18 protein-coding genes are annotated in these 18684 nt (G+C 58.6%); 3 read left to right on the top strand and 15 right to left on the bottom strand.

Translation table 11 applies throughout. The annotated features are described in order from the left end of the window. Positions 1 to 105 precede the first annotated feature (105 nt). The 8 genes from ACQZ5Y_RS26750 to msuE form a co-directional block, all read right to left on the bottom strand. Positions 106 to 1353, bottom strand: a complete 1248-nt coding sequence (locus tag ACQZ5Y_RS26750; RefSeq protein WP_112524634.1) for an SfnB family sulfur acquisition oxidoreductase — start codon at positions 1351 to 1353, stop codon at positions 106 to 108. A 26-nt stretch (positions 1354 to 1379) separates the two neighbouring features. Further along, the gene (locus ACQZ5Y_RS26745; RefSeq protein ID WP_025591740.1) at positions 1380 to 2156 is read right to left on the bottom strand and encodes an ABC transporter ATP-binding protein; all 777 of its coding nucleotides are present in this window, start codon (positions 2154 to 2156) and stop codon (positions 1380 to 1382) included. 71 nt (positions 2157 to 2227) lie between these two features. Continuing rightward, on the bottom strand, positions 2228 to 3562 hold the full coding sequence (locus tag ACQZ5Y_RS26740; protein WP_025591741.1) for an ABC transporter substrate-binding protein: 1335 nt from the start codon (positions 3560 to 3562) through the stop codon (positions 2228 to 2230). Between the two features lie 119 nt (positions 3563 to 3681). Next, positions 3682 to 4722 carry a branched-chain amino acid ABC transporter permease gene (locus ACQZ5Y_RS26735; RefSeq protein WP_025591742.1) on the bottom strand — a complete coding sequence of 347 codons (1041 nt, stop codon included), beginning with the start codon at positions 4720 to 4722 and terminating at the stop codon, positions 3682 to 3684. 1 nt (position 4723) lies between these two features. Further along, a complete protein-coding gene (locus ACQZ5Y_RS26730; RefSeq protein ID WP_065662859.1) occupies positions 4724 to 5620 on the bottom strand; it encodes a branched-chain amino acid ABC transporter permease in 897 nt (298 codons plus the stop codon). Next, a complete protein-coding gene (locus ACQZ5Y_RS26725) occupies positions 5620 to 6537 on the bottom strand; it encodes an ABC transporter ATP-binding protein (protein ID WP_112524637.1) in 918 nt (305 codons plus the stop codon). The genes ACQZ5Y_RS26730 and ACQZ5Y_RS26725 overlap by 1 nt, the downstream gene beginning before the upstream one ends. A 106-nt stretch (positions 6538 to 6643) precedes the next feature. Next, a complete protein-coding gene (gene sfnG, locus ACQZ5Y_RS26720; protein WP_019567191.1) occupies positions 6644 to 7747 on the bottom strand; it encodes a dimethylsulfone monooxygenase SfnG in 1104 nt (367 codons plus the stop codon). A gap of 22 nt (positions 7748 to 7769) precedes the next feature. Beyond that, the gene (msuE, locus tag ACQZ5Y_RS26715) at positions 7770 to 8360 is read right to left on the bottom strand and encodes an FMN reductase (protein WP_162698039.1); all 591 of its coding nucleotides are present in this window, start codon (positions 8358 to 8360) and stop codon (positions 7770 to 7772) included. 636 nt (positions 8361 to 8996) lie between these two features. On the opposite strand from msuE, the gene ACQZ5Y_RS26710 reads away from it, so the two are divergent. From ACQZ5Y_RS26710 to ACQZ5Y_RS26700, 3 genes are all read left to right on the top strand, one after another. Beyond that, the gene (locus tag ACQZ5Y_RS26710) at positions 8997 to 9938 is read left to right on the top strand and encodes a LysR family transcriptional regulator (protein WP_080850301.1); all 942 of its coding nucleotides are present in this window, start codon (positions 8997 to 8999) and stop codon (positions 9936 to 9938) included. Positions 9939 to 10106: 168 nt separating this feature from the next. Further along, positions 10107 to 10862: an SDR family NAD(P)-dependent oxidoreductase gene (locus tag ACQZ5Y_RS26705; RefSeq protein ID WP_080850300.1), complete on the top strand. Its 756-nt coding sequence runs from the start codon at positions 10107 to 10109 to the stop codon at positions 10860 to 10862. Positions 10863 to 11090: 228 nt separating this feature from the next. Then, complete coding sequence (locus ACQZ5Y_RS26700) at positions 11091 to 11792, top strand: alpha/beta hydrolase (protein ID WP_112524647.1); 702 nt, start codon at positions 11091 to 11093, stop codon at positions 11790 to 11792. A gap of 515 nt (positions 11793 to 12307) precedes the next feature. Here the strand turns inward: ACQZ5Y_RS26700 and ACQZ5Y_RS26695 are convergent. From ACQZ5Y_RS26695 to ACQZ5Y_RS26665, 7 genes are all read right to left on the bottom strand, one after another. Further along, positions 12308 to 12583 (bottom strand): hypothetical protein, encoded by a 276-nt coding sequence (locus ACQZ5Y_RS26695; protein WP_003519315.1) that lies wholly within the window; start codon positions 12581 to 12583, stop codon positions 12308 to 12310. A 69-nt stretch (positions 12584 to 12652) separates the two neighbouring features. After that, positions 12653 to 13033, bottom strand: coding sequence for a DUF6481 family protein (locus ACQZ5Y_RS26690; protein ID WP_003519316.1), 381 nt, complete (start codon positions 13031 to 13033; stop codon positions 12653 to 12655). Between the two features lie 361 nt (positions 13034 to 13394). Next, positions 13395 to 13604, bottom strand: coding sequence for a cold-shock protein (locus ACQZ5Y_RS26685; protein ID WP_003519318.1), 210 nt, complete (start codon positions 13602 to 13604; stop codon positions 13395 to 13397). Between the two features lie 445 nt (positions 13605 to 14049). Then, the gene (locus ACQZ5Y_RS26680) at positions 14050 to 15180 is read right to left on the bottom strand and encodes an NAD(P)/FAD-dependent oxidoreductase (RefSeq protein WP_174051775.1); all 1131 of its coding nucleotides are present in this window, start codon (positions 15178 to 15180) and stop codon (positions 14050 to 14052) included. Between the two features lie 22 nt (positions 15181 to 15202). Further along, positions 15203 to 16231: a Gfo/Idh/MocA family protein gene (locus ACQZ5Y_RS26675; protein WP_174051777.1), complete on the bottom strand. Its 1029-nt coding sequence runs from the start codon at positions 16229 to 16231 to the stop codon at positions 15203 to 15205. Between the two features lie 19 nt (positions 16232 to 16250). Continuing rightward, on the bottom strand, positions 16251 to 17759 hold the full coding sequence (locus ACQZ5Y_RS26670; RefSeq protein ID WP_013637619.1) for an amino acid ABC transporter permease/ATP-binding protein: 1509 nt from the start codon (positions 17757 to 17759) through the stop codon (positions 16251 to 16253). A 60-nt stretch (positions 17760 to 17819) separates the two neighbouring features. After that, entirely contained in the window at positions 17820 to 18653 is an 834-nt protein-coding gene (locus tag ACQZ5Y_RS26665; protein ID WP_003518685.1) for an ABC transporter substrate-binding protein, read from the bottom strand. Positions 18654 to 18684 lie beyond the last annotated feature (31 nt).

The following is an 18684-nucleotide window of genomic DNA, read 5'->3' as shown; positions in this document are numbered from 1 at the left end:
AGGGGCACCGTCTCATCACGTCACTATATCTCATTACTGCTGGCGGATGTAGCAAGATCAATTGCCAACCGGGGCGCCTTGCGCGCCCCGGTCTCCAGAGTTTTCTCAGCTCCAGGCGTGAAGTGGCGGCTTCTCGCCATTGAGGAAGTACTTGCCGAGGATGGAATATTTCCACCGGACCGGATCGTGCAGCGTGTGGGTACGGGCATTGCGCCAATGGCGATCGAGGTGGTGCTCTGCAAGCGTGGAGCGGGTGCCTGCAAGTTCGAACAGCTTGTTGGTCGCCGCAATGGCTATCTCTGTCGAGAGAATTTTCGCCTCGGCCGTCACGATCTGTGCTTCGGCGACCGTGTCAGCATTCGGGTTCCGGATGGCGCGATCGATGGCATAACCGGCTTTTTCAAGCAGCGCCTGGGCCGCATGCAGTCGCAGCGTCAGATCGCCGACAGCCTGGATCGTGTAGGGGTCATCCCAGGCATGATCTACGCCGCTATCCACCCATGCACGGCTCTTGGTGCGCACGAAGGAGATGGTTTCATCGATTGCCGCCTGCGCTATACCCGTATCCACCGCGACCTGGATAATCTGGAAAATCGCACCATCCGCAGTGGGTTCCGCATAACCCTTGTAGCCGGGAACCAGATGGGTTTTCGGCACTTTGACATTGTTCAGGATCACCGTACCGGACAGCGTCGTGCGCTGCCCGAAGGATGACCAGTCGTCGATGACGGTCAATCCGGGTGCATCCCGCTCGGCAATCGCATACCAGGCGCGGCCTTCATCATCGAGCGCAACGATGGGCACGAGATGGGCGAGAAGTGCGCCGGAGGAGTAGAATTTCTGGCCGTTGACGATCACATGGTCGCCCGCATCGACGAACTTCGTTTCGAAGTCCGCCGCCCGCTTGGAACCGAATTCGGAGAAGGCATTGCCGAAGCGTGTGCCGCGCAGCACTTCTGCGAAAAGCAGCGTCTGCTGAGCCTCATCGGAAACCGTGCGGATCGCGGCAACGACGCCGAGATGGTTCTGCGCGATCTGGCCAATCGAGGAATCGGCCGCGGAGACGATCTCGATCACCTTGGCGAGCGTCGCATAGGAGACTTCAGGACCGCCGAACTTCTTCGGCACGGTGATCGACCAGAGCCCGCTTTGCGAGAAGGCATCGAGTTCCTTTACCGGCCAGATGCGATCGCGATCGCGAATGGCTGCGCCGGGGGCAATTTCGGCGGCGAGTTTCTTCGCGACTTCGATCGCTTCGGCATCGCTCTTGATGATGTGTGCCGGCTCACTCGGCCGCGGCACGGCGGGAACGCCTTGAGCCGCATCTTTCGTCTTCACGTTGGAAATGGTCATGCCATGTCTCCTCTTTCCTTTGATTTTCAGTGAATATGCGTGACGAGCACGGCTGGCTTCTGGCCCAGATAGAAGGCTTTCACGTCATCGCGCGCCTTGAGTTCGGCGGCCGTGCCTGACAGCACGCTCACGCCGTTTTCCAGAATGATGGCCCGGTCGGCATAGGTCAGCGCGACTGCCGAGTTTTGTTCAGCGACCAGGATCGAAAGCCCTTCTTCGCGATTAAGGCGCTTCAGCGTGCGGAAAATATCCTGCACGATGAGAGGCGCCAGCCCCATTGACGGTTCGTCGAGGACAAGCAGCCGTGGCCGTGACATCAGTGCCCGGCCGATGGCCGTCATCTGCTGCTCGCCGCCCGAAGTGAGGCCGGAAAGCACCCGGCGCTTTTCCTTAAGTCTTGGGAAATGCGTGTAAATTTTCTCAAGGTCGGTCGCGATTTCAGTGCGCGTGGCGGATCGGCCAAGGCCGCCGGAGACCAGGTTTTCCTCGACCGTCAGTGTCTTGAAGCAATGGCGACCTTCGAGCACCTGCACGAGACCGCGACGGACAAGGCTTGCTGGGGTTTCGCGCGTGACATCACGACCGTCAAACAGGACATGACCGGCGAGCACCTGCCCCCGTTCGGCCGGAAGGAGGTTGGAAACCGCCTTCAGCGTCGTCGTCTTGCCAGCGCCGTTCGCACCGAGAACGGCAAGGATCTCCCCCCGTCCGAGCGAAAAAGTGACCCCATGCAATGCGGTGATGGCATGATTGTAGGTTGCGTGGAGCCCCTCCACGGCAAGCAGCCTGTTCCCCTCGGTCATCACGATCTCCTTGGCGCTTTTCGGGATGTTGTGGCCGGACACGGGGAGACCCTTGCCCGACCACGCGAACATCAGTTCGTCACGGAATTCGCATCTTCCGACGTGCGAAGCTTGATGCCCTTTTCAGCCGCATAGGCCTCGGACGACTTCTCGATGATCGGGCGCAGCAGGGCCCAGTCCGGTGCGATCCAATCGGAAACCACGTTCCACTTCTTGCCGTCCCACTGCTGGAACGTCACGTAGCCGTTACCCTCATGGTTATCCCAGGTTACATTGATCGAGTGGAAGAGATCCTTGGCGCCCAATGCCTCGACACGGGCTGGATCAAGCTGCAGATGCTCGAAGCCCCAGCGAACTTCGTCGCCTGTCAGGGTGCGCTTGCCGAATTTCTCCTGGGCGATCCGCACCGCCTCGACATTAAGGATACCGTTGACGATACCGAGATTGTGATAGACGGAGCCGATGCGGCTCTTGTCATCAAGGTTGCCCTTGCCGGCGTCATAGACGGTTTTCACTATTTCCTTGACCACCGGATATTCGGCACCGGATGCCTGGGTGGTGATGGCGGTATAGCCTTTGGCAGCGTCGCCGGCGGGAATAACGTCCTCTTCCGAGTTGGACCAGACATTGCCGATGATGTGATCCACCGGGAAACCGGTTTTCGCCGCCGTCTTCAACGCCACCGGGTTCATGACGCCCCAGCCGCGCAGCACGACATAATCCGGCTTGGCACGGCGGATCGTCAGCCACTGCGACTGCTGCTCGTTGCCCGGATGCGGGACTTCGATCTGCTGGAGGTCGAAGCCATACTTCTTGGCCAGCAGGTCATAGATCGGGATCGTTTCCTTGCCATAGGGAGAGCCGTGGTAGAGCACGACGATCTTCTTGCCCTTCAGTCCTCCAACCCCGCCTTCCTTGGATGCAATGTAGTTCACGATGCCGGAGGTTTCGCTGTAGGGATTGAGCAGCAGCGGGAAAACATAGGGAAAAACACGGCCATCAGTCGAATCCGTGCGGCCGTGGTTGATGGTAATGAGCGGTACCTTGTCTTGGGTGATGCGGTCGATCATGGCATAGGCTATGCCGACCGACAGCGGGTTCCAGGCGGCAACGCCGGGGTTGCTCTTCAGGCGTTCATAAGCTTCGACCCCTCGCTCAACTTCGTACTGGGTTTCGGCTTCGGACCATGTCAGCTTGACGCCGTTGATACCGCCGTCCCTGATGTTGATGAGATTGAGATAATCGATGAATCCGCCGAAAAAGCCCGTGCCACCGGCTGCATAAGGCCCGACGCGGTAGCTCTGCAGGGGGAAGTACTGTTCATCGGCCATGGCCGGGGAGGCGATGGCGGCGAGGCTGATGCCGGCAGCAAAGGCTGCTGCTTTGATTTTCGTGTAGAAGGTCATATCTGGACACACTCCGTCTGTCGGCTGGCGCTCGGCCATCCGTGTTGGTTTCAGGAATTCATTGCTGATAAGCTTTTCTTGTTGGAAGCCTTTGCCTGTCAGGGCCGGCTTCGAGGGGTTCACGCCCGCCTGACGGCAGCCGTAATGCGTAACTTCAAGCGATCCCACAATGACACGAGGCCGTCAGGTTCCAGGATCAGAAACAGTATGATCAAGGCGCCGAGAACGATGCGCTGCGTCATATCGAGCACTCCGGAATTAAAGACATCGCCTAATAGCAAAGAGCCAAGCCGCGAGAGGAAGAGCGGAAAGACGACGATCAAAGCCGCGCCGAAGAAGGCACCCCGGATCGAGGCAAGCCCGCCGATTATGACGATGAAGAGTATTTGGAACGAGCGGTCGAGATTGAAACCGGCCGGCTCCACCGTGCGAAGATAGGCAAAAGCCCAGATTACCCCGGCAACCCCGACGATGAAGGACGAGATTGCAAAGGCGAGCAGCTTGGTGCGAAGCACCGGAATGCCGATGATGCGTGCGGCGGTCTCGTTGTCGCGCACAGCGATGAAGTTGCGACCGGTCTGCGACGACACCAGCCGATACGCGAGGAACGTGAGGACGGCGACAATGGTCAGCGCGAAGAGATAACGCCCGATCGGCCCTTCGAAAGAAATGCCGGCCAGCGATAGCGCTGGCGCATCGATCACGCCGGATGCGGATTCGTTCGAGAACCAGCTGAATTTCGTCAACGCCCATTGCACGAAGAACTGCGCCGCAAGAGTCGAAACGGCGAGGTAGAAACCGCGCAGTCGCAGGCTCGGCAGGCCAAAAACTATACCGATTGCTGCGGCGGAAAGACCGGCGAGCACAATCGAAACAATAAGCGGCAGCGCATCGATACGCAGATTGAAATTGTATGCCGCGAAGGCACCGACGGCCATGAATGCGGCCGAACCAAGCGAGACCTGACCCGCATAGCCAGTCAAAAGGTTGAGACCAACCCCGGCAAGGCTGAGCGCAAGAAACGGCAGCAGGATTGCCTCGAAGAGGTAACTGGTGCCGACGAACGGCACGACGAGATAAGCAACGGCGAGCACTGCGACCGTGCCGGCATGGCGCGGCAGGGAGAACGACGATGAAAGATCGGCTGTAACGGCGGACATATTAGACCCTTTCCACGAGCTTTTGACCGAAGAGTCCGGACGGGCGGATCAGCAGGAAGGCAAGGGCCACGACATAGGCAAACCACCCCTCGATGCCGCCGCCGAAATATTCGCCGATATAGACCTCGGCGAGCTTTTCCGACGCGCCGACAATCAGACCACCGATGATCGCGCCTAGAATGGAATCGAAGCCGCCGAGAACGAGCACCGGCAGAGCCTTCAGCACTACCAGCGACAGCGAGAACTGCACCCCGAGCCGCGCACCCCAGAGCAGCCCGGCGACCAGGGCAACGAGGCCTGCCGCCGCCCAAACGCTCGCCCATATCCAGGGCAGCTTGAGACCGACGGCAAGCGCCGCGAACTGGTCATCCGCGACGGCGCGGAAGCCGAGGCCGATGCGGGTGTAGCGGAAGAAGGCCGAGAGAGCCGCCACCATGCCAGCCGCGACGACTGCGGCAAAGATGTCGAACTGGCTGATGAAAACGCCACCAACATCAAAGGGAATGTCCTCGATACCGAGATCAAGCCCATGAACCTGCGTACCCCAGAGGAGTTGGGCCGCTCCCTCGATGATGTAGGAGAGGCCAAGCGTCGCCATGAACAGCGTGATCGGTGGCTTGTTGGTGAGCGGCCGAAGCACCGTACGCTCGATCGCAACACCGATGACGACCATGATGGCAAAGGTAATGGCAAAGGCAGCCACAAAAGGCACGCCACGCTCGACAAGGCTGACAAAGGTCAGTGCCGCGAACAGGAGAAGTGCGCCCTGCGAAAAGTTTAGGACACCCGATGTCTTGTAGATCAGCACGAACCCGATGGCGACGAGGGAATACATGACCCCGGAGAGCAACCCGCCGACCAGCACCTCGGTAAAGAACAACCAATCAAACGCAGCCATCAGATACCCTCCCCGTCTTCGTTTTCCGGCGCAGCGCCGAGATAGGCATCGATGACACGTTGATCGCTGGCAATTTCCGCAGGTGTGCCATCGGCGATCTTGCGCCCGTAGTCGAGCACCGCGATGCGGTCGGAAAGACCCATCACCACGCCAATGTCATGCTCGATCAGAACGACGGTGACCGCATATTCGTCACGCGCGAGACGCACATAATCGGCAAGTTCGTTCTTCTCCGTCGCCGTCATGCCAGCCATGGGCTCGTCAAGCAGCAGAATGCGTGGCTCGGCGGCAAGCGCACGCGCCAGTTCCACCCGCTTCTGCAATCCATAGGGCAGCGTGCCGGCAAGCCGGTCAACATGGGGCGTCAGATGCAGAAAATCGATGATCCGCCCTGCCCGCTCGCGGGCATCGGCCTGCTCGCGACGAGCGCTCGGCAGACCGGCTATCTGGCTCAGGAAATTTGCCCGCTCGGCGTAAGCCCGCCCCGTGGCGACATTATCGAGAACACTGAGACCCTTGAACAAGGCGAGGTTCTGGAACGTCCGCGCCACGCCGAGACTGGCGAGCTTCTCAGTCGGCACTGGACGATAGGCTTTGCCATTAATCGCTACATGGCCACGATCCGGGCGGTAGACGCCTGAGATAACATTGATCAGCGAACTCTTGCCGGCGCCGTTGGGCCCGATAATACCCAGGATTTCGCCCTGCCGCACGGCCAGGTCGATATTCTCCAGAGCGACGACGCCTCCAAAGGAGAGGTCAATACCGCGAAGCTCCAGCACGAGTTCTTTGGCGGCGTCCAGCGCGTGGCGTTCTTGCCCGGCATGCTCGCTGGGCAAGGCAATGTGTTGGCGAATGTCCGTTGGGATCGCCACCTCCGCGCCAAGACTTGCAACCAGAAAACTCGATGCTGACATCGTTCAGTCCATGCTCCGCCCAATGGGCACAGGTTTCCAATCACGAAGGCGGTCCCGCCCGTGGTCCAAGCGGCGGCCAAAGGCCGCTGCCGTCCGATTTGCGACATTACTCCGCAGCGATTGCTGCGCTGATTTCCGCCTGTTCCAGTTCGCGCACGAGCGGGATGACATGCTTGCCGAAATACTCGACTTCTTCCTGAAAATGCAGGAAGCCCAGCAGGATAAGGTCAGCCCCGGCGCGTTTGAGGTTCACCACGCGTTCGGCAACCTGCCGCGGCGTGCCGATCAGGTTTGAGCGGAAGCCGTCATTATACTGAACGAGGTCTTCGAAGCTCGACTTCGCCCAGTTGCCCTCGCCTTCGGGAGAAGACTTGCCGGCATTTTTTACCTCATGGCCGAAGGCATTGACCGCTTCCGGATTGGCCTTTTCGATGATCTCGGCAAGCACGGCTCTCGCCTCTTCCTCGGTCTCGCGCACGATGGCGAAGGCATTCACGCCGACTTTGACCGCATGGTTGTTTTCTTTGGCCTTGACGCGAATGTCATTCACCTGCTTGGCGATTTCCTCCGGCGTGTTGCCGTTGGTGAAGTACCAGTCGGATACGCGGGCCGCCATATCGCGAGCCGCACGCGACGAACCGCCCTGGAAGATTTCCGGCTGCGGATCAATCGGCTTCGGCTTGAGGGAGTAGTTGTTGAAGCGGTAGAAATCGCCGCGGAAGGTGAAATTGTCTTCCGTCCAGATGCCGCGCAGAGCCCGGATGAATTCTTCCGAACGGCGGTAGCGTTCGTCGTGATCGAGCCAAGGCTCGCCGATGGCGTGAAACTCGCCGCGGAACCAGCCGCTGACGATGTTAACGGCAACGCGACCGTTAGTGAGGTGATTGATCGTGGCAATCTGTTTGGCGGCAAGCGCGGGGTTCCACGGACCAGGCAGAATGGCGGCGATGACCTTGAGCGTCGTCGTCGATTCCAGCAGGGCGTGACTGAACGACACGGATTCATGTTGGAATTCGGCACCGTAGCCGGCGGTGAAGCGGATCTGGCTCAGCGCGTAATCGAAGCCGCTCGCTTCGGCGATCTGCGCGAGCTTGCGGTTGTAGTCAATTGTCCAGCTGGTGCGCTGCTCGATGTTCGAGATGACGAGGCCGCCGGACACATTCGGCACCCAATAGGCAAATTTCACGGGCTCGGCGTGGTGTTCAGTCATGGAAATCTCCTCTTTTCTGATGTCAGTTCGCGACCGCGTCGTGTGAAACGAGACGAAGGGGCGAACGGTGATCGTCGGCGACAAGGTTTCTGGCCGGCAGTAGTTCGATCAATTCGGCAACGGCACGCTCGACGCGCGCCTCAACCACGGGGTTCGAGAGCGTGTATCCGGTGAAATCCGCCTCGACGGCGTAGACCGTTGTTGGCACTGTAACGGCGCCAAAGAAGCCGAACAGCGGCCTGAACTGATGCTCCAGCATGAGGCCATGCAGTGCTGTACCGCCCGTTGCCGCAAGGATCACGCGCTTGCCTTGAAGCGCACGGAAATCGACGAGATCGAAGAGATGCTTTAACGCGCCGGTGTAGGATGCGCGGTAGACAGGCGAACCGACGACAAGTACGTCGGCACCTTCCACAGCATCAATAATCCTGCGGCCGGCCTCATCCAGTTGATCTGCGCGAAGAGCCCTGAACAGGATCGGTGCCGCCACAGCCAGATCGACCGTGTCCACAGAGACGCTTGCCCGTCTCTCGATCGACTTCAGGATGTCCGAGACAATGCGTGCCGTGCGTGACGGTTGTTTAACGCTGCCGCTTATTCCAAGTACGTTCATTGTTCGCCTCACTCTTGTTACCTTTAATTTCTATAGTTTTCATAGATAATCAAAGATGCAAATTCCAAAGTGAGGGCATTTTGAGGAAACCAATCTTGTGCATTCGCCCTCTGACGCAAAGGACTAAGCAGGCAGTGCCAGTGAGCAGCGAAGCGTTTAGGCGCCACGTCGCTCGTTTGTCGTGACCGACATACAAAAACAGTCGCGTTCTCCCTCACCAGAATTGAATATGAGGGTGTGGCTCATTTCACTGTATTAATGGCATGCCAGCCATCGAACCGCCCCGCATCGATTGATGAATGACTGACGAGCGATCTACGTCGATAAAATGCACACTTCGGTAGCGCCCAAGTCAGCGCATGTGCGAAGGATAGGTGTCATCGACTGCGTGCGGTCTTTCCGGCATGGCATTTTGCGGGTCGCCGCCATAAACCGGCCGAAAACGGACCATTTACCGGATCTCTCTGCACAGAGAAGCCAAACCTCCGGCATGTATGGCGTCGACTGCGTTTTAGCGACAATCAGCATTCGAGGTCTTGTTGGAGGCACGCGACCGATTGAGAGCAAGAAATTAAATGGTCTTGGTCGCGGTTCCGATATAGTCGGTTATCGTAGACCTAATCTGCAGGGCGTTGCATGGACCAGATACTCGCCATACGAACATTCGTTCGCGTCGCCGAAGCCGGATCTTTTACCAAGGCTGCGGACACAATGAATCTCCCACGGTCGTCAGTTAGCAAGCTCGTGCAGGATCTTGAAGCACATCTCGGGACAAAACTCGTTGAGCGGACCACCCGGTCGGTGACAATGACCACGGAAGGTATTGCCTATCACCAGCGCGCCCTTCGCCTGCTTGCAGATCTGGACGACATGGACGGCACCGTCGCTGGCGCCCGCAGCGCGCCCAAAGGAAGGCTTCGGATTGATATTGGTTCTGTCCTGGCGAACCGGATCCTCATCCCGTCCCTTTGGGACTTCCAGCGCCAGTATCCGCAGATAGACCTGCTTCTCGGCGTCAGTGATCGATCTGTCGACCTTATTGGCGAAGGGATCGATTGCGTCATTCGTGGTGGTTCACTTGGCGATTCATCCCTCAGGGCGAGGAAGCTATGCGAACTCGACTATGTGCTCTGCGCAGCGCCAGTTTATCTCGCCGGAAAAGAACTGCCGATGCATCCAGACGACATTCAGGCGCATCGTGTCGTCAGCTATTTTTCGGCGTCATCCGGTAAACGGTTCCCGCTGCGCTTCCAGCGCGGCAACGAGCAGACCGAGTATATGCCGATGTCAAGCGGCATTTCCCTCAACGAAAGCACGGCGCATTTGAATGCGTTGCTAGCCGGGTTGGGTATCGGCCAAAGTTTCGGATTCCTGGCAAGACCTAATATCGACAAGGGTTTGCTGATCGAACTGCTTCCTGACTGGAAGCCTGAAAACCATGTTTTGCACCTGGTCTATCCCGCTGACAGATTTTCAAACCCGCGGCTGCGGGCATTCTCGGACTGGGCGGCGAAAGTGTTTGAAGGCGTCGACGCAAGGCGCGGCGCGGCGATGCAGACTGTCCATACAGATGGATAATGTCTCCATACGAACTGGCTTCTCCCTGCAGGGCTGAGGAATTACGTTCTGCACATCGGACGGCGACGACAGGCCCAAGGCCGGCGCCACCTCCCGCATAGCTTTAGACCGTCAACAGGCCGCGAATTCGGACTGACCCTTTCGCGCGCCCAGCCTTAGGAGAATAAAATGACCAAGAGACTAGCAAATAAGATTGCAATCGTGACCGGTGCAACGAGCGGCATCGGCCTGTCGACCGCCAGGCTTTTCGCAGCCGAAGGAGCCCGGGTCTACATTACGGGTCGCCGCAAGGACGCTCTGGACGAGGCCGTCGCAGCGATCGGCCACGGCGCCGTCGGCATACAGGCGGACTCGGCAAAGAACGACGAACTCGACGACGTCTTCGCCCAGGTGAAGTCGCAACAGGGACGCCTTGATGTCCTGGTCGTCAACGCCGGCGGCGGCAGCATGCTTCCCCTCGGCGAAATCACCGAAGAGCAGGTTGACAACACGTTCGCTCGCAATGTGAAGGCGGTCATCTTCACTGTTCAAAAGGCTCTGCCACTGATGGGTCGGGGTTCGTCGATCGTTCTAACGGGTTCGACCGCCGGCACAGAAGGCACGGCCGCATTCTCGGTCTACTCAGCCTCCAAAGCGGCCGTCCGCAACCTCGCCCGCTCCTGGGCTCTCGATCTCAAGGGCACTGGCATCCGCGTCAACGTCGTCTCCCCCGGAGCAACGCGCACGCCCGGACTCGTGGAGCTTGCTGGTGATGACAAGGAGCAGCAGCAGGGTCTGATCGACTACCTAGCTTCCCGTATTCCGCTCGGTCGCGTCGGTGAGCCCGACGAAATCGCCAAGGCGACCCTCTTCCTCGCCTCCGACGATGCGAGCTTCGTCAACGGCGCCGAACTGTTTGCCGATGGTGGCCAAGCCCAGGTCTAAATCCTTGGACGGGAGCGGGCCGCACCCGCTCTTTTTTCTCCTGGGGCACCAGCGTTCACAGACCCATCAGAATGCACCAATCTGTTTCGATGAAGTCGCTCTGGTTCAAACTGCCTCCAAAAAGCAGCGTTGAATCGCTGACTGTTCAGGACTTCAATGAATGAGATACGTTGGCTTCGTTTGTCGCGGAAGACGATGATAAACTTATTCTGATGATTGAGAGAAAATATGGAAATTGAATCCAATACCGACATCGTATCCAATGAGTTGGGATCCTTTACCATTACTCGGGTCGAGGCCAAGAACCCAAAGTGCATTGCTTTGTTCGCAGTCGGTCGTGGCGGTAATCCGTCACGCCACCGTCATTTGCTGCAGACCTTGGCTAACGGGAATTGCACGGTCATCGCACCACACTTCGAAATGCTGACCTCAATCGCCCCGACCAAGGCCGAGTTGGACATGCGCATCCGCAGGCTCGAAGCATCTATAGACGATTGCACCTCCAGCAATCTCCCCATCGTGGGTATCGGGCATTCCATTGGAGCTACGGTTATGCTCGCCCTTCAAGGTGCCGAGGGCGAAACCCTTGATGAGCAGCAACTGATTACAGGCTCCACGCCACGCCTCGAGCGACTGGCAATCTTGGCTCCGCCAACGGACTTCTTCCGCCGTCCAGGTGCGCTTGACCGTATCAAGATGCCGATGAAAATCTGGGTGGGAGCCAAGGACACAATCACGCCCCCGGCCCAGTCTCGTTTTCTCATGGATGTACTAACCGCCCAGGCATCTGTGGCGCTCCAAGTTGATCCCGATGCCGGCCATTTCACATACATGGACGAATTGCCACCAAATGTCCCGGAACCTCATCCAGATCGACACACTTTTCTCGCTGGCTTGGCCGATGAAGTAACCGCGTTCTTAGTCGCATAGCGGCTAATGCGGTTAGCAGATAACCGTCATGCCGCGACCGTGGGACAAGCATTGCTTTTAAAACACCCGGTAGGTCCGCATGCTGTCAGCGATTTGTCCACGCGCCCTGGCAGATAGCCTTGAAAAGGTCGTTGACGCGTCAATCGACGCCAACGTCTTTCCACTTGGTCTACTGGTCGAGGCAAGTGGCTCGCTTCGTTGCCTCAATGCTCGCTGATAGTGTGGCGAGTTGCGAGGGCCGGCCACCAGTCGCGCTCAGATTCGCATGGGCAAAATGATCGAACAGACCGTGATTGAATAAACTGTTAGCTCTCACGGAGCCGAGAGCTCGATCCACTGATGTGGAATATCGGGCACGTCAGTTTCAGCTTTAAGGCCAGCTCAGCCACCCTGGCACAGAGAAAGGAGAAAAAGCCAATCACTCAACCAAACCCTGATCAGAAAATCGTACTCGGAGGTTGCGCAGTTCTCCTTGGAAATCGGCTCGGTTCCTCGTTGAAACCGATGTCCAGGGGTCAGGCACGGTCGTAAGTGAAGGACGTCAGCAATGTCGTCACGAAGTTGCTCGCCCGTTCCTTTACAAGCACTTCAGTCCACTCGTCGGTTCCTCGAAGTCGAAGATCGGAGTGGATGCTGTCGACCGCAGCTTCTTCAATACGTTTTATATGGGCCTTGAAATTCGCTTCTCCACCGTCATGGTACATGTCGCGAATGACCATGCGCAGGATTTCCTGGATAGCGATTTGCCACGACGTGTTGATTGCCTGGAGCTCGTTATTATCCGGTGCCATGGGGCTGCTTTCGTTAGAGTGTCACTAGCATGACGCCGTCATGTTGTGGGTCGGCGTGCAAGGGCAAGGTTAGGCTTGTCTTGCCTTGCGGTTAGCGTAGCGCCGGTCGCGTTCAGCCTTTCGCATCGTCTCATCTTCAATGACCCGGGCTATACGTGCCTTTTCGGCACTCTCCCGCGCTTCAATTTCTGCGACTGCGACCGCCTCAATCGCTGCCTGGCGCTCCAAAGCGTCGGTCTCGATACGCTGCTGTTCCTCTAGCTTCGTGCGCTCGCGTTGAAGACGTCGCTCTTCTCGAGCTGTGGCAATGGCTGCTCGTTCTGCCTGTCTTGCCAGCCTGGAAGGTTCTAAAGCGGTCTTTGCCGCGCGGTACGCATTGAGCAGAGCAGCTTTGGCTTCGGTAGATGCGGCGCGACGGTCGGCGACGTCATTGTTTCGGGCGTTCTTCATGGATATCCTGATAATGAGTGGAAGAGAGATCATCGCGTTTTGGCGCGTTTTATGACCGGACTGATGGAGCAGTGCCCTGCCTTCTTGGCAATACGTGCCGCTGGCAGCCATTCGGTCTACGGGGCGTGAGCGCCGTATTCCGACACTACCGCAAGGTTGCTTTTGACAGAAAACAACATCTGGATGCCGGTGAGGCAGATCGTCGTCTGCGAGCCGAATCCATTTTGTTTTTCTGCTCTTGCAATCTCAATTGGTTCGGCTTGAAACCGAAACGAAAAAGGCCAGGCAAAATGCCTGACCTTAATGAAGCAGCTTCCGACAGTGCCAGTACATCCGTGGTCAAAGGGAAGCAAATCTTGATTTATGCGGCCTGCAGATTGGTAGCAGACATCTTGCCCGACTTGTTGTCGCGCTCGAGTTCGAAGCCGATCTTCTGGCCTTCGACGAGCTCGCGCATTCCGGCGCGCTCGACAGCGGAGATATGAACGAACGCATCAGCGCCGCCATTGTCGGGCTGGATGAAGCCGAAGCCTTTGGTGGAATTAAACCATTTTACTGTGCCAGTGGTCATGTTGAACCCTTTCAAAGCATAGAGTGTAGGACCGCGAAGCTGATGCTGCGCAGCGAGGAAACCGACTATTTTTGAAATGGAAGTTCGCTTAAAGCGCGGTGCCAATCGCGCGGTAGACAAAGCTCGGCAAGCAAAAGATCGATGGATTATGTATAACGGACAGAAGTCGTCGCGTCAACGATTAGTTTTCAAATAATGTAAACTCACCTTTAGGTTGTGCGGCGCGTCGCGACGCAGGGTGCCAACTCCTGCCCGCGTGGTGCCGGTTTTTCTATGCGTGGCAACGGTCTGATTGTATCTCTGAACCCTAGGTTTTCTCCAGGGTCCGTGCAGCCGACAAGGGCATTAGCCTCATGTGAGAGACCGGACGGGCGTTTCCATATCAATAAAAAATGCCGGCCGCGGCGGCGGCCGGCTCATTTTGGCGATATCTGCCTCACATTGCTCAATTCAAGGGGAAACGCTCAGGTCGGAAGGTTGCGAGCATGGGATGTTCGGTGCCTGTCGCAACCTCGAACGCGAGCAGCTCGCCCACGATGAGGCCGAGTGTAGCACCGCTGTGGCTGAAGGCCACGTAGTAACCGGAAATACTCTTGATGGCTCCAATCACCGGCTCGCCATCGCCGGGGATCGGTTTGCCACCAACGCCGATGGAAGCCACCTCGAGTTTCGGATTGCCTTCCATCACCCGCGCAGCCTCAACCAAAAGCTCTGAAACCACGCTGTCGTCGATATCATAGCTGCCGTCTGCGCGCACTGTCACACCCTCATCGGCCGCCCAGTCGGCATCCAGTGAGAATGTGCGGCCCGGCGCCGGGCGAACGGCGACGCGCGGTGTATTGAGAACAGCGCGCAGGGGATGGGCGAGCGGCCTCGTCTGCACCAGAAGGGCGATCGGTGTCCCGTCGGCAATGGTCTGTCCGCTTTCCGCAGCCATCTTCGGGACGGCCGGACCGGTGGCAAGCACGACGGCGTCCGCCCGATGGAGAACAGCATTTGCAGTTTGCGCGCCAACGACACGACCACCCTCGATCACGACCCGTGCAGCACCCTGGTCCGTTACCAGAATGCCACCGAGTGCGAAAAACTCCTCAAGCAGCACACCAATCAGCGTCGGCAGATCGACCCAGCCTTCGCCGGGATTGTAGATTGCGCCCTGTGGAGTGATTGCGCCGGCGTCGACACCGGGCACGACGCGGGCGACTTCGGCTGCGGAAAGGCGCTGCGCATCATAGGCAAGCGAAACTTCGTGGCGATAGGCCGCGTCGATCTCATTGCACTCGTCATCGGCGTCCCAGGTCAACCCGCCATCAAAGCGAAGCCATTCTGCGCCGGGATTCTGCGCCGCGAGTGTGCGATACCGCTCGATGCCGGCCATGCGCAGCCGATGATAGGGCTCAGAGCGCATGCGTGCTGAGTTCAGCCAGGACAGCGAGCGGCCGGAGGCACCATTGGCCGGCGGCCCGTCATTGAGGATCGTCACCTTAATGCCGCGCCGCGCAAGCTGTACGCCAGTGGAAACGCCGAAGATACCGGCGCCGATGATGACGGCCGAAGAGATGGTGTTGTCGGTCATGGAATTGGCTTTCAATCAATTGTCATACGGATGGGGGTAAGGCATCGGGGATCTCCCAGCGACCGCTGGCTGCGGAGCGGAACAGCGCGTCAATCGCCGTCATATTCGCGATTGCGTCGCCAAGCCCCGTCTCGAGTGGCCCGCCGGAGAGAACAGCCTCGGCGAATGCATCGGCCTGTTCGCGATACTGGTCGACAGGCCCGATCGCGATCTCCTCGCGGCCGCCGCCGGCAAGATCGCGACCATCATCAAAGACAAGGATGGTCGGCTCATCAGCTGGTGCATTGAAGGGAATAGGGATTTCCAGACGCCCGCGCGTTCCAAGCACCGTGACCTTCTGCGTGAGGCAGAGTTGTGTGGAACAGGTGAAGGCAAGCTGCCTTCCCTCTGGAAACGCCAGCAGCCCGCTCGTCAGCCGGTCCGTGCCGAAGACGGGATCCCGCTCCATGAGGGCGATCGCCCTTACCGGTTCCGCGTCGAACAGGAGCCGCGCCGTGTTGATGGCGTAACAACCAACGTCGAACAGACCGCCGCCGCCAATATCAGCCTGGTTGCGTACATTCCCGGGGTCGTCGAGATAATAGGAAAAGATCGTCTGGATGGCCCTCACCTCGCCGAGGCGCCCCTCGGCAATCAACGCGCGCGCCTTTTTCCATTGCGGATGGTGGCGCACCATGAAGGCTTCCGCGACCGGCAGGCCCGCCGCCTTTTGTGCCGCTGCCAGTTCCCTCGCCTGCTCGGCATCAAGCGCGATCGGTTTCTCGCAGAGTACGGGTTTGCCCTGCGCCAGTGCCTTTATCGTCAGTGGCACGTGCAGGTGATTGGGCAAAGGGTTGTAGATTGCGTCTATTTCCGGATCGGCAAGCAGTTCCTCGTAGCTGCCGTAGGACTTGGCGATGCCGAAGCGGGCCGCCATCTCCTTCGCCTTCGCGGCATCGCGCGAGGCGATTGCCGCAACGCGCCCCAGGCGGCTGGACTGGATGGCGGGAATGACCGCCTTGGCAGCAATGCCTGCGCAACCGAGCACACCCCATCGTATCGTTTGTGTCATTGGTTTCTCCTCCCGGCGCTCAGAGCACTTCCGCAAGGAAGCGTTGGAGACGCGGGCTTTGCGGGTTGTCGAATATTGCCTCTGGCGTGCCGGCTTCAACGACGCGCCCCTCGTCCATGAAGACGACCTGATCGGCCACCCGGCGGGCAAATCCCATTTCGTGCGTAACGACGACCATGGTCATGCCACGCGTGCCGAGCTCGGCCATGAGGTTGAGCACGCCCTTGACCAATTCCGGATCGAGCGCGCTCGTCACCTCGTCGAAGAGGATAACCTCCGGTTCCATGGCAAGCGCACGGGCAATGGCAACGCGCTGCTGCTGCCCGCCGGAAAGACCGCCCGGACGGTGGTGCTGGCGGCTCGCAAGGCCGACATCGGCAAGCCTTGCCTTGGCGATGCGCTCGGCCTCGGCTGCGGGCAGGCCCTTGATCTTCGTAAGCGACAGCATGACGTTTTCCAGCGCCGTGTGGTCGGGAAAGAGGTTGAAATGCTGGAATACCATGCCGACCCGGCGGCGCAGCGTTTCCGGCTTCATTGCGAGAATGCTTTCGCCATCGATAAGAATATCGCCGCTCTTCGGCTCGACCAGACGGTTGAGCCCACGCAGCAAAGTCGATTTTCCGGATCCGGACGGGCCGATGATGCAGGTGACGCTGCCTGGCTTGACTAAAAGATCGACACCCCTCAGCACATCAAGATCGCCATAGGCCATACCGAGACGGCGCACATCAAGGCTGCCGCCCTTGAACGAGACGCCAGTCGCGCGAGCTGCACTGTCGAGTTCACTGACTTCCTCCAGTCCGCTGGTGATGACGGAGGGGCGCTGCTTGCCAACCCGCAGACGATTGTCGATCGCATTGACGACATGGGTAAGCGGCACGGTAACGACGAGATAAAATACGCCTGCCAGCAGGAGCGGTGACAGATTGCCGGTCACCACCGCCTGGTCCTGTCCCACGCGAAAGATCTCACGCTCTGAGGCGAGAAGCCCGAGGAAATAGACCAGGCTCGAATCCTTGACGTTGCCGATGAACTGGTTGACGAGGGCCGGCAGAACGCGGCGCACGCCTTGCGGCACGACGATAAGGCGCATGCCCTGGCCATAGCTCATCGACAATGCCCGGCATGCCTCCATCTGCCCACGGTCGACGCTCTGGATACCAGAGCGGAAAATCTCGCCGATATAGGCACCGGCAATCAGGCTGAGTGCCAGAATGCCGAGCGGATAAGGCGATGGACCGAAGAGCTCGCGGCCAATGCGGGCAAAACCCTGGCCAATGAGGAGAATTGTGACGATGGCCGGCAGGCCGCGGAAAATATCGGTATAAAGACGAGCGGGAATGCGCAGCCAGGGCGAGCGGGAAATGCCCATGATCGCGAGCATCATGCCGATGGCGACGCCAAGCACAGTCGAGGTCGCAGCCAGGATCAGCGTATTCTTGAGACCAACGGTGATCATGGTCGGCAGCACTTCGGCCATGGCATTCCAGTCGAGGAAGCTACGGCGCAGGTTTTCAAGCCAGTTCATCAGGATATCCCTTGAAAGAAAGGCCGGTCCGACCGGTAAAGGCCGGACCGGAAGGTGGCATCACTGCTTGGGAAGATATGCCTGCGGCATCGGCGTGCCGGGGAACCATTTTTCGTGCAGCTTTTTCCAGGTGCCGTCCTGCATGGCCTCTTTCAGGCCCTTGTTAAGCGCCTCGCGCAATGCATCGTTACCCTTGCGGATGACGAAGCCGGCGGGCGCGTCGAAGCTCGGAATGTTGACTGCGACTTTTAGCGCCGGATAACGGGCGGAATAGTCCTTTGCAGCCTCGAAATCGAGGAAATGTGCATCGACCGTCCCGTTGTTGAGTGCGGAAACGGCAGAATTGTTGTCCGGGAACTTCACGAGATCGGTGCCGACAAAATTCTTCTCGGCATAAATCTCCTGAAGTGTACCCTGCACCACACCAAGACGCTTGCCTTTGAGACCCGCTGCATCGGTGATGCCTGGCTCCGAAGTGAGGACGCTCAAGAAACCTGCAAGATAACCATCAGAGAAATCAATGGTCTCCTTGCGCTTGGCAGTCGTGCCGATCGCAGCGGCCGCAACATCGAAGCGGCCGTTGGCGACAGAGGGCATCAGGGCCGAGAATTCCTGGCCGGTGAACACCACCTGTTCCTTCTTGAACCCAAGACGTTCGGCTACGTTGAGGAACAACTCTATGTCGAAACCGGTAAAGTTGCCGTCGGCGGTGGTGAAGGCATAAGGCTTGGCATCGCCCATCGTGCCGACACTGATGGTGGCGGGATCGATGAGGCCAAGCGGATTGTCGGCAAGTGCGGGCGTAGCCGCGCCTGCAAGGACACCGAGTGTGATCGCGGCCGTGGTCGCGCGAATTTTTGCGAAGGCGGATGTTAAGGCTTGGGTAAATTGCATTGGTTTCTTCTCCTCTGGTGTCGTTGTCTGC

Source organism: Agrobacterium sp. A3-95 (genome assembly GCF_053521785.1).
This window is presented reverse-complemented; position numbering and strand designations above follow the sequence as displayed.

Coding starts and splice junctions, on each gene's coding strand:
- ACQZ5Y_RS26740 (WP_025591741.1), bottom strand. CDS start 3,562: ATGACCTTCTACACGAAAATCAAAGCAGCAGCCTTTGCTGCCGGCATC.
- ACQZ5Y_RS26695 (WP_003519315.1), bottom strand. CDS start 12,583: ATGGCACCGGATAATAACGAGCTCCAGGCAATCAACACGTCGTGGCAA.
- ACQZ5Y_RS26690 (WP_003519316.1), bottom strand. CDS start 13,033: ATGAAGAACGCCCGAAACAATGACGTCGCCGACCGTCGCGCCGCATCT.
- ACQZ5Y_RS26710 (WP_080850301.1), top strand. CDS start 8,997: ATGGACCAGATACTCGCCATACGAACATTCGTTCGCGTCGCCGAAGCC.
- ACQZ5Y_RS26735 (WP_025591742.1), bottom strand. CDS start 4,722: ATGTCCGCCGTTACAGCCGATCTTTCATCGTCGTTCTCCCTGCCGCGC.
- sfnG (WP_019567191.1), bottom strand. CDS start 7,747: ATGACTGAACACCACGCCGAGCCCGTGAAATTTGCCTATTGGGTGCCG.
- ACQZ5Y_RS26680 (WP_174051775.1), bottom strand. CDS start 15,180: ATGACCGACAACACCATCTCTTCGGCCGTCATCATCGGCGCCGGTATC.
- ACQZ5Y_RS26745 (WP_025591740.1), bottom strand. CDS start 2,156: ATGACCGAGGGGAACAGGCTGCTTGCCGTGGAGGGGCTCCACGCAACC.
- ACQZ5Y_RS26750 (WP_112524634.1), bottom strand. CDS start 1,353: ATGACCATTTCCAACGTGAAGACGAAAGATGCGGCTCAAGGCGTTCCC.
- msuE (WP_162698039.1), bottom strand. CDS start 8,360: ATGAACGTACTTGGAATAAGCGGCAGCGTTAAACAACCGTCACGCACG.
- ACQZ5Y_RS26705 (WP_080850300.1), top strand. CDS start 10,107: ATGACCAAGAGACTAGCAAATAAGATTGCAATCGTGACCGGTGCAACG.
- ACQZ5Y_RS26730 (WP_065662859.1), bottom strand. CDS start 5,620: ATGGCTGCGTTTGATTGGTTGTTCTTTACCGAGGTGCTGGTCGGCGGG.
- ACQZ5Y_RS26700 (WP_112524647.1), top strand. CDS start 11,091: ATGGAAATTGAATCCAATACCGACATCGTATCCAATGAGTTGGGATCC.
- ACQZ5Y_RS26665 (WP_003518685.1), bottom strand. CDS start 18,653: ATGCAATTTACCCAAGCCTTAACATCCGCCTTCGCAAAAATTCGCGCG.
- ACQZ5Y_RS26670 (WP_013637619.1), bottom strand. CDS start 17,759: ATGAACTGGCTTGAAAACCTGCGCCGTAGCTTCCTCGACTGGAATGCC.
- ACQZ5Y_RS26725 (WP_112524637.1), bottom strand. CDS start 6,537: ATGTCAGCATCGAGTTTTCTGGTTGCAAGTCTTGGCGCGGAGGTGGCG.
- ACQZ5Y_RS26685 (WP_003519318.1), bottom strand. CDS start 13,604: ATGACCACTGGCACAGTAAAATGGTTTAATTCCACCAAAGGCTTCGGC.
- ACQZ5Y_RS26675 (WP_174051777.1), bottom strand. CDS start 16,231: ATGACACAAACGATACGATGGGGTGTGCTCGGTTGCGCAGGCATTGCT.